General features: G+C 67.5%; 7 protein-coding genes. 6 read left to right on the top strand and 1 reads right to left on the bottom strand.

Translation table 11 applies throughout. From position 1 onward, the window contains the following. The first annotated feature begins 161 nt into the window (after positions 1-161). The 6 genes from rpmH (at position 162) to FF090_RS18995 (ending at position 8,676) form a co-directional block, all read left to right on the top strand. Positions 162-296, top strand: coding sequence for a 50S ribosomal protein L34 (gene rpmH / locus FF090_RS19020; RefSeq protein WP_138858236.1), 135 nt, complete (start codon positions 162-164; stop codon positions 294-296). A gap of 24 nt (positions 297-320) precedes the next feature. After that, the gene (locus FF090_RS19015; protein ID WP_138858235.1) at positions 321-839 is read left to right on the top strand and encodes a ribonuclease P protein component; all 519 of its coding nucleotides are present in this window, start codon (positions 321-323) and stop codon (positions 837-839) included. Continuing rightward, complete coding sequence (gene yidD / locus FF090_RS19010) at positions 836-1,132, top strand: membrane protein insertion efficiency factor YidD (protein WP_246071471.1); 297 nt, start codon at positions 836-838, stop codon at positions 1,130-1,132. The genes FF090_RS19015 and yidD overlap by 4 nt, the downstream gene beginning before the upstream one ends. Further along, complete coding sequence (gene yidC / locus FF090_RS19005; protein WP_138858234.1) at positions 1,129-2,790, top strand: membrane protein insertase YidC; 1,662 nt, start codon at positions 1,129-1,131, stop codon at positions 2,788-2,790. Before yidD ends, yidC begins: the two co-directional genes overlap by 4 nt. Positions 2,791-3,035: 245 nt before the next feature. Continuing rightward, positions 3,036-4,415: a tRNA uridine-5-carboxymethylaminomethyl(34) synthesis GTPase MnmE gene (gene mnmE, locus FF090_RS19000; protein WP_138858233.1), complete on the top strand. Its 1,380-nt coding sequence runs from the start codon at positions 3,036-3,038 to the stop codon at positions 4,413-4,415. A 28-nt stretch (positions 4,416-4,443) separates the two neighbouring features. Continuing rightward, complete coding sequence (locus FF090_RS18995; RefSeq protein WP_138858232.1) at positions 4,444-8,676, top strand: CHASE domain-containing protein; 4,233 nt, start codon at positions 4,444-4,446, stop codon at positions 8,674-8,676. Here FF090_RS18995 and FF090_RS18990 read toward each other — a convergent pair. Beyond that, positions 8,662-9,876: an acyl-CoA dehydrogenase family protein gene (locus FF090_RS18990; RefSeq protein ID WP_138858231.1), complete on the bottom strand. Its 1,215-nt coding sequence runs from the start codon at positions 9,874-9,876 to the stop codon at positions 8,662-8,664. The genes FF090_RS18995 and FF090_RS18990 overlap by 15 nt on opposite strands. Positions 9,877-10,063 lie beyond the last annotated feature (187 nt).

Genomic DNA, 10,063 nt, shown 5'->3' with positions numbered 1-10,063 from the left:
TTTGGTGTAATCGCGGGCTTTTCGCCGCTCAGGGTGTGAAAAGTACTCTTCGCCTTTTTGAGGCGGGGTGGCTCCCGCAAACCCGAGCAGCTTGTCAATCCCGTCGTCCGTGCCTCCGTGTTCCTCGGGTGTGCAGACCACGACGCAGAAGGTGATCCATCATGAAACGCACTTATCAAGGCTCCAAGGTCCGTCGCGCTCGTACGCATGGTTTCCTGGTGCGCATGGCCACCCGTGGTGGCCGCGCCGTGCTGAACGCACGTCGCGCCAAGGGCCGCAAGCGCCTGGCGGTCTAAGCCAGCGCTGACCGAGGAGCGGCAGTGGTCGCTCCCCTCCCGGACGCCCTGGGCCGCATTCAACGTGCGGTCGATTTCGAGCGCGTGCTGCAAAGCGGCAGTCGCGCTCGTTCGCATTGGTTTGCCTTGCACTACCTTGCGGACGCGCCCAGCCGACCCGGTGCGCACAACTTATCCACAGCCTGCCCACCGGATGGTCACAGCGTTGTGGATGAGGCGCCCACCGAGGCCCCCCCACCCAGCCCCTCCGTGCCTTCAGCGCGGTGGCTGGGTTTGGTCGTTCCCAAGCGCCTGGCGCGTCGCTCCGTGACGCGCAGCTTGGTCAAACGCCTGGGCCGCGCGGGTCTGGCCGAACAGCTCAAGAGCAGCACCCCCTTGCCCGCCGGGCTGTGGGTGCTGCGTTTGCGCACGCCCATCGATCGCAAGGCTTTCCCCAGCGCCACCTCGGAAGCGCTGCGCAAGGTGCTGCGCGAGGACCTGGACCTGCTGTGGCGGCGTGCGCTCAACCCCAGGCCACCGAAGCCGCGTGGGGAGCGCCCTTGAGTTCTCCCTCTCTATTGCAGCGCCTGCTGCGCGGCGCGGTGCGCGGCTACCAGCTGTTGTTCAGTCATTGGCTGAATGCCGGCTGCCGCTACACCCCCAGCTGCTCGAACTACGCCCTGCAGGCGTTGGACGCCCATGGCGGCCTGGCCGGCAGCTACCTGGCCACGCGCCGGCTGCTGCGTTGCCATCCTTTCTGTCTGGGCGGGCATGACCCTGTGCCTGCCCAAGCGCCGCGCCTGTTCACCGGCCTGCGTCGTTCTTCCTCTACCCCTGTCAACTCGACCAATCCATGACCGACATCCGCCGTACCGTGCTTTGGATGGTGTTCACCATTTCACTGTTGTTCCTGTGGGATGGGTGGCAGCGCCACAACGGCCGCCAGTCGCTGTTCTCGCCCATGCCGGCCGCCACAGCGCCGCAGGCGGCGGGTTCGGCCCCTGCCGCACAAGCCGGCGTGCCGTCGGCCGTCACGGCGCAGGCTGCCGCAACCGCGCCTGCCGCACCGGCCGTGCAGCCCCAGCGTGGCGAGTTGATCGAGATCCAGACCGATCTGACCAAGGCCACCTTCGATACCCTGGGCGGCAGCCTGGTGCAGCTGGAGCTGCTGAAGCACGCCGATGACAGCGCAGCCCGCGCACCCATGAAGGTGCTGGAGCGCTCGCGCCAGTACGCGGCGCAGTCCGGCCTGGTGGGCGTGCAGGGCGGTGCCCCGGTGCACAACACCCTGATGACCCTGGTGTCGACCGAACGTGCGCTGAAGGACGGCGCGCAGCAGCTCAATCTGCGCTTCGAGTCGCCCGAGATCGGCGGCATCAAATTGATCAAGACCTACACCTTCGAGCGCGGCAGCTACGCCATCAAGGTGCGTCATGAGGCGCAAAACGTCGGCACGGCGCCGGTGACGCCGCAGCTCTATCTGCAGCTGCAGCGCGACGCCAGCCAGTTCGACGCCGGCATTGCCCAATCTTTCGGCGCGGTGACCTTCACCGGCCCGGCGCTCTATCACGACAAGATCAAGTACACCAAGATCGAGTTCAAGGAGCTGGACAGCAAGGAGTTCGCTGGCGAACGCAAGGGCCAGGACGGTTGGGTGGCGATGGCCCAGCACTTCTTTGTCGGTGCCTGGCTGCGCCCTGAAAGCGGCGAGCGCGAGTTCTATGCGCGCCGCATCGCGAACAACCTCTACACGGTGGGCATGGTGCTGCCGCTCTCGCAAGTGGCGCCCGGCGCCAGCGTGAGCTCGGACAACCTGCTGTTTGTGGGCCCGCAGGAGGAAAAGACCCTGGCCGAGCTGGCCACCGGCTTTGACTTGGTGAAGGACTACGGCATCTTCCACATCCTGGCCAAGCCGCTGTTCTGGCTGATGGACAAGATCAACTCGGTGATCGGCAACTGGGGCTGGTCCATCGTGCTGCTGGTGGTGCTGCTGAAGGTCGCCTTCTACGGCCTGAATGCCAGTGCCTATCGCAGCATGGCCAAGATGAAGAAGGTGAACCCGCGCATCATGGAAATGCGCGAGCGCCTGAAGGACAAGCCGCAGCAGATGCAGCAGGAAATGATGCGCCTCTACAAAGAGGAGAAGGTCAACCCGCTGGGCAGCTGCCTGCCCATGCTGCTGCAGATCCCCTTCTTCATCGCGCTCTACTGGGTGCTGCTCTCCAGCGTGGAGATGCGCCATGCGCCGTGGATCTTGTGGATCACCGACCTGAGCGCCAAGGACCCGATGTTTGTGCTGCCGGCGCTGATGACCTTGTCCAGCCTGTTGCAGGTCTGGCTGCAGCCGGCGCCGCCGGACCCCATGCAGGCCAAGCTGATGTGGATCATGCCGCTGGCCTTCAGCTTCATGTTCTTCTTCTTCCCGGCCGGCCTGGTGCTGTACTGGCTGGTGAACAACCTGCTGTCGATCGCCCAGCAATGGATGATCAACAAGCAGCTCGGGGTGCAGAACTGAGCGCGCCAATAAGTCACGCGAATGAGGGGGGATCCCCCCTCTTCAGGGGCTGAAGGCATCACTGACCTGGCCTTTAATGGAGGCCATGCGGGGCGTGCCACCGCAGGCCGGCCGAAGAAAGCCGACCGCAGCGGTCGCCAGGTACCGAGAGGACTCCACGAGGATTTGCTCCGGACCTTCCCCCGCGCCAACACCCGACGCCGTGCTCCTGGAGCACGGCGTTTTTCATTGCGGACAATGTCCTCATGCTGGCCCGCCACCAAGACCCCATTGCCGCCATTGCCACCGCGCCCGGACGCGGCGCCGTGGGCATCGTGCGCGTGTCCGCACGCCAGCCGCTGGATGGGCTGATCGAAGCCGTCTGCGGTCAGGCACTCAAACCGCGGCATGCCCACTACCTGCCGCTGCGCGCGGCCGATGGCTCGGTGATCGACCAGGGTCTGGCCCTGCACTTTCCGGCGCCGCACAGCTACACCGGCGAGCAGGTGTTGGAGTTGCAGGCCCACGGCGGCCCGGTGATCCTGCAGTTGCTGCTGGCGCGCTGCCTGCAGGCCCTGCCCGGCTGCCGCCTGGCCGAGCCCGGTGAGTTCACCCAGCGTGCCTTCCTGAACGGCAAGCTGGACCTGGCGCAGGCCGAGGCCGTCGCCGACCTGATCGACGCCAGCACCGAGGCCGCCGCGCGCAGTGCGGCTCGGGCGCTGGAGGGTGCGCTGTCCAAGGAAGTGAATGGGCTGCGCGACGCCCTGATTCATCTGCGCATGTTTGTCGAAGCGACGCTGGACTTCCCCGAGGAAGAGGATGTCGAGTTCGTGCAGCAGGCCGATGTGCAGGGCCAGTTGACGGGCCTGCGCAGCCGCATCGAACAGATCCTGGTCCGCACCCGCCAGGGTGCGCTGTTGCGCGAGGGTCTGCAGGTGGTGCTGGCCGGCCAGCCCAATGTCGGCAAGAGCTCGCTGCTCAATGCGCTGGCGGGGGCCGAGCTCGCCATCGTCACGCCGATTCCCGGCACCACGCGCGACCGCGTCAGCGAGCAGATCCAGATCGAGGGCGTGCCCCTGCACATCACCGACACCGCCGGCCTGCGCGACGCCGCCGATGAGGTGGAGCGGATCGGCGTGGCGCGCAGCTGGGAGTCGATTGCCAAGGCCGATGTGGTGCTCTTTCTGCACGACCTCACGCGCCTGCAGGAGGCCGACTACCAGCGTGAGGATGAACGCATCCGCGCCCAGTTGGCCGCGCACGACGATGCCGCGCACCTGGAGGCCCGCTTGCTGCATGTCTTCAACAAGGCCGATGCGGCCGAGGTGCCCGAAGGCGCCATGGCCCTGTCGGCCCGCACCGGCGCGGGCCTGGACGCCCTGCGCCAGGAGCTGTTGGCGCGCGCCGGCTGGCAGGCCATGCCCGAAGGCCTGTTCATCGCCCGCGAACGCCATGTGCAGGCCCTGAGCCGCACCCAGGCCCATGTGGGTGGGGCCTTGGAGCAAGTTTCCGTGCCGCGCCCGGCCCTGGACCTGGTGGCCGAAGAGCTGCGCCTGGCCCATGAGGCCTTGGGCGAGATCACCGGCCAGTTCAGCGCCGACGACTTGCTGGGCGAGATCTTCAGCCGCTTTTGCATCGGCAAATAGACGGCTTTTGTCGCTCCTATGATGGGGCATGGACGACCCCCGCAGCCTGCGTGGCTGGCTCTGGCCCCTGATCGCCGCCGTCGGTGGCTTGTCGGTGGCCGCCCTGGGCGCCGTTTGGTTGCATCGCCAGGTGCAGGCCAATGCCCAGCGAGAGTTCTCGCGGCTGATCGAACGGGCGGCCCATGAGATCGTTGATCGCTTCAATCGGCCCATTTACGGCCTGAATGGGGCCCGCGGTCTGCATGCCGGCATGGGCGGCCTGGACCGCACTGCTTTCCGTGCCTATGTGGCCTCGCGCGACCTGGATGCCGAGTTTCCGGGGGTGCGTGGCCTTGGCTTGATCGAGGTGCTGGAGCGCGAGCGTCTGGAGGACTTTCTGGCCGAGGCTCGGGCCGACGGCGCACCCCAGTTCACCCTGCGCCAGCTGGAAGATCGTCATCACGCCGACTTGATGGTGATCCGTTACATCGAGCCGCCGCTGCGCAATCAGGGCGCCATGGGCCTGGATGTCGGGTCCGAGCCGCGCCGTCGTCAGGGGGCGGAACAGGCCTTGCGCACCGGCAAGCCGGCGCTCACCCCCGTGGTGCAACTGGTGCAGGACAAGTCCCGCAGTCCCGGCGTCTTGCTCTTTCAGCCCTTCGAGTCAGCCAAGGGGCGGGCCCTGCTCTACGCCCCGGTGGTCCTGGCCGAGCTGCTGGCCGATCTGCCCGAGGTGCGTGACGGGCATTTGCGCCTGACGCTGACCGACGGCACTCCGGCGCAGCCTTTGGACCGCATGTTCGAGGCCGGCCTGGCGGCCGAAGAACCCCGTTACTCACTGCAGCGCACGCTGAACCTGCCCGGTCGCCAAGCCACCTTGCGGGCTGAGAGCTCAGCCCAGTTCGAGGCCGCGCACCGCAGTTGGGCGCCCTTGTTGTTCTTCCTGGCCACTGCCAGCGCCAGCCTGGCCCTGGGCGGGCTGCTGCGCCAGCAGACCACAGGCCGGCAACAGGCCGAGGCCCTGGCGCGCACCATGACGGCGGATCTCCAGCGCCTGGCCCTGGTGGCACGCCGCACCACCAATGGCGTGCACCTTACCGATCACGAGCTGCGCATCGTTTGGATCAACGAGGGTTTTGAACGCCTGACCGGATTTGGGACCGAGCAGGCCATCGGGCGGACCCCCAGGGAGCTGCTGCAAACCGACGCCGAACGTGCCGAGATGGAGCGTCTGAATGAGGCCCTGCGCCTGGGGCGCAGCTATGCGGGAGAACTGCGCATCCGGCATCGAGACGGCCAGACCCTGTGGGTGGCGGTGGACGTGCAGGCGGTGCACGATGACACCGGCCGGCTCACCGGCTTCATCACGGTGCAGAACGACATCAACGCCAGAAAGCTGGCCGAGCGCGAGCTGGAGCGCGAACGCCGCAGTCTGGCCAACATCATCGACGGAACCCATGCGGGCACCTGGGAATGGAATGTGCAGACCGGCGAGGTGCGCTTCAATGCCCGCTGGGCCGGCATGCTGGGCTATCGGCTTGAAGAGCTCGAACCGCTGAGCGTGGGCACCTGGTTGCGACTAACGCATCCGGATGATGTGGGCCCGACGCAGGCGCGTTTGCGCGAGCACTTTGATGGGCGCACGCCGATCTACGAGAGCGAAATGCGCATGCGCCATCGCGATGGCCATTGGGTCTGGATCCTGACGCGGGGCAAGCTCTTCAGCCGCGCCGAGGATGGTGCGCCGCGCTGGATGGCCGGCACCCACCAGGACATCAGTGACCGCCATCTGGCCGAGGCCGAAGCCAAGCGCGCCAACGACTTGTTGCGGCACGCCATTGATGCGCTGGACGAAGCCTTTGTGTTGTACGGCCCGGACGATCGCATGGTGCTGTGCAACGAGCGTTATCGCCTGACCTATCCGGCGGTGGCTGAGCTCATGCAACCCGGGGTGTCCTTCGAGACCCTGATCCGTACCGGGGCGGAGCGGGGTGAATACGCGCAGGCTGTGGGCCGCGTCGATGAGTGGGTGGCCGAGCGCGTGGCCCTGCACCAGGCCGCCAACTCCACCGTGGCGCAGCCGCTGGCCGATGGGCGCTGGTTGCGCATCGTCGAGCGCCGTCTGCCCGATGGGCACATCGTGGGCTTCCGCATCGACATCACCGAGCTGATGCGCGCGACCGAGGCGGCCCAGGCGGCCTCGCAGGCCAAGAGCCAGTTCGTGGCCAATATGAGCCACGAGATCCGTACGCCCATGAATGCAGTGCTGGGATTGCTGACCCTGCTCAAGCACACCGAGCTCAGTGCGCGCCAGCGTGACTATGCCGACAAGGCCGAGGCCGCCGCCCGCTCGCTGCTCAGCTTGCTCAATGACATCCTGGACTTTTCCAAGGTCGAGGCGGGCAAGCTGGAGCTGGAGCAGCAGCCTTTTGATCTTGGCCTGCTGCTGGAGGAGTTGGCTGTGCTGCTGTCGGCTCAGCAGGGCAGCAAGCCCGTGGCCTTGGTGTTCGACATCGATCCGGCCTTGCCCTTGCAGCTGCAAGGCGACGCGATGCGCCTGCGTCAGGTTCTCATCAATCTGTGCAGCAACGCCTTGAAGTTCACCGCGGCCGGCGAGGTGGTGCTCCGCTTGCGCCGTGTGTCGCAGGCCGATGGGCGCAGCGTGGTGCGCTTCGAGGTCAGCGACACCGGGGTGGGCATTGCACCGGAACACCAGGCGCGCATCTTCAGCGGCTTCACGCAGGCCGAGGCCTCGACCACGCGCCGCTTCGGCGGCACCGGTCTGGGCCTGGCCATCAGTCAGCGCCTGGTGGGTCTGATGGGCGGTTCGCTGAGTCTGCAATCGGCCTTGGGCGAGGGCAGTTGCTTTGCCTTTGAATTGCCCTTGGGGTCGGTCCTGGACGAGGCTTTGCCAGCGCCAACGCCGGCGCTGTCGCTCGGGCACAAGCTCTGCAGCGCGCGTCAGGTTCAAGCCCTGGAAGCGGCGGCGCTTCGCCAGGGTTGGACCTTGAAGTCGGAAATGCCGGTGCAGGTCTGGGTGCTGGATGCGGCTGCGGACGAGCCCGCAGCCCTGGCCCAGGCCGAAGCCTTGCGCGCCCAGGGCTTCGACGGTCCGCTGGTGCTGTTGCTGCAAGGCGTACAGCGCCAGGGCTTGGAGTCGCGCTGGCCCGCCCATCTGGCGCCCTGGGTGCCTTTGCTGGCGCCCTTCACGCCCCGCCAGCTGGGCCAGGCATTGGCGGGTCAGGCCGCCGATGCCAGTAGCGCCGCAGCCGCGCTGCCTGGACAGGGGCAGCTCAGTGGGGTGCGTTTACTGCTGGTGGAGGACAACCCCGTCAATCAGCAAGTGGCCCTGGAGCTGCTGCGGCTGGAAGGGGCCGAGGTGGAGCTCGCGGTGCAGGGTTTGCAGGCGGTGGAAATCCTGCGCGAGCGTCCCCAAGCCTTTGACGCTGTGCTGATGGATGTGCAAATGCCCATCATGGATGGCTACACGGCCACCCGTGCCATCCGGACGGAGCTGGGTTTGCACGCCCTGCCCATCCTGGCCATGACGGCCAACGCCCTGCCGGCCGACCGCGAGGCCTGCCGCGCAGCAGGCATGGATGCGCACATCGGCAAGCCCTTTGCCATGGCCGAGGTGGTGGCTGGCTTGCGTCAGCATCTGGGGCCCCGTGAGTGGGGCGCCGCAACCCCGCAGGCTTTGCCCGAATGGCCGGCTGAGCTGGTCCAGCGCGGCCAGGCCCTGGGCCTGGATTTGCGTCTGAGCATGGCCCGCTTCATGGGGCGTCCGGCCCTGTTCCTGGCGGCCTGCCAGGGCCTGCAGCAGGCCGCCCAGGGCGTGGCGGAACTGCTGCGCTCGGCCCCCTTGGCCGAGCAGGCCCAGCAGCTCCATGGCCTCAAGGGCCTGGCTGCTACGGTGGGGCTGCCGGCCTTGACCGAACTGGCCCTGGAGGCCGAGCAAGCCGCCAAGGCCGGGCGCGCGGTGCCAGAGCGCTGCGCGCAGGCGCTGCAGCGCTTGTGCGAACGCCTGGTGCCCGATGTGCTGGCTCTGGCAGAGGCCCTGCGGCCCGCGGATGAGGTGCCCGCGCCCCTGGACCGCGAGGGCCTGCCGGAACTCCTGGCGCTGCTGCAGGCAGCCGATATGCAGGCGCTGCAGGCCCATGCCGAGTGGCGCGCGCGCCAGCCCATTGCGGCCGAGCCGCAGCTGCGTAGGCTGGATGAGGCGATGGCGGCGCTGGACTTTGCGGCCGCCGCCGCCGCTGCGGAGGCGCTAGCGGCGGGCTAGCTCCAATTTGGCCAGCGCGTTGCGGTGTACCTCGTCGGGCCCGTCGGCCAGGCGCAGGGTGCGCTGGTGCGCCCACATCATGGCCAGCGGCACGTCGTCGCTGACGCCCATGCCGCCATGGCATTGGATGGCCCAGTCGATGACCTTGAGCGCCATATTGGGGGCGACGATCTTGATCATCGCGATCTCGCCCTGGGCCGCCTTGTTGCCGGCCTTGTCCATCAGCCAGGCGGTCTTGAGCGTGAGCAGGCGCGCCTGGTCGATGGCACAGCGGCTCTCGGCAATGCGCTCTTGCCAGACCGTCTGCTGTGACAGCGTCTTGCCAAAGGCCTGGCGGCTGGCGGCGCGCGCCACCATCAGTTCGAGCGCGCGCTCGGCCGCGCCGATCGAGCGCATGCAGTGGTGGATGCGCCCCGGGCCCAGGCGACCCTGGGCGATGGCGAAGCCCTGGCCCTCGCCCACCAGCAGGTTCTCCGCCGGCACGCGCACGTCCTTGAGCTCGATCTCCATATGGCCATGCGGCGCATCGTCATAGCCAAACACTGGCAGGTGGCGCAGCACCGTGATGCCGGGCGTGTCGGCCGGCACCAGGATCATGGATTGCTGCTCGTGGCGCGGCGCCTCGGGGTCGGTCTTGCCCATCACGATGTAGACCGCGCAGCGCGGGTCGCCGGCGCCGCTGCTCCACCATTTGCGGCCGTTGATGATGTACGCATCTCCATCGCGGCGAATCGAGCATTCGATGTTGGTGGCATCGCTGCTGGCCACCTGAGGTTCCGTCATCAGGAAGGCCGAGCGGATCTCGCCGGCCAGCAGGGGTTTGAGCCAGCGCTCCTTGTGCGCCGCGCTGCCATAGCGCGCCAGCACTTCCATATTGCCGGTGTCCGGGGCGTTGCAGTTGAAGACCTCGGGTGCCCACCAGGTGCGGCCCATGATCTCCGCCAGCGGGGCGTAGTCCTGGTTGCTCAGGCCTTCGGGCGCGAGTTCGCACTCGGGCAGGAAGAGATTCCACAGGCCGGCGGCGCGCGCCTTCTCCTTCAAGGCCTCGATGAGGTGCAGGTGCTGCCAGGCATTGCCGGCGGCGCGGTTGGCGGCAATCTCGGCCATCACGGCCGCCTCATTGGGGAGGATGTGTTCGGCGGTGAAGGCCAGTAGGCGCTGGCGCAGGGCCTCGCAGCGTGGGGAGTAGGCAAAGTCCATCAGCGGAATTCCTATAGGCAATGCTGAGCAAGTCCTCGCGGGACGCGTTTGTGCGAGAACCGGCCGGATCGTAGGCGGCGGGCGAAGGTCGGGCTGGTGGCCCGACAGCCGAGCCCGCTAACGACCGAGCGGGCCGGTTCTCGCGCAAACCCCTCGGGCCATCGGCTTTTCGGGCGCTGGCCGGCGT

Origin of the sequence: Inhella inkyongensis (assembly GCF_005952805.1) — a bacterium.
GTDB lineage: Bacteria > Pseudomonadota > Gammaproteobacteria > Burkholderiales > Burkholderiaceae_C > Inhella > Inhella inkyongensis.
The sequence above is the reverse complement of the archived record's forward strand: the minus strand, read 5'-3'. Positions and strand labels throughout refer to the sequence as shown.

Excerpts from the sequence above, each read along its gene's own strand:
- rpmH (WP_138858236.1), top strand. The coding sequence starts at position 162 with ATGAAACGCACTTATCAAGGCTCCAAGGTCCGTCGCGCTCGTACGCAT.
- yidC (WP_138858234.1), top strand. The coding sequence starts at position 1,129 with ATGACCGACATCCGCCGTACCGTGCTTTGGATGGTGTTCACCATTTCA.
- mnmE (WP_138858233.1), top strand. The coding sequence starts at position 3,036 with ATGCTGGCCCGCCACCAAGACCCCATTGCCGCCATTGCCACCGCGCCC.
- FF090_RS18995 (WP_138858232.1), top strand. The coding sequence starts at position 4,444 with ATGGACGACCCCCGCAGCCTGCGTGGCTGGCTCTGGCCCCTGATCGCC.
- FF090_RS18990 (WP_138858231.1), bottom strand. The coding sequence starts at position 9,876 with ATGGACTTTGCCTACTCCCCACGCTGCGAGGCCCTGCGCCAGCGCCTA.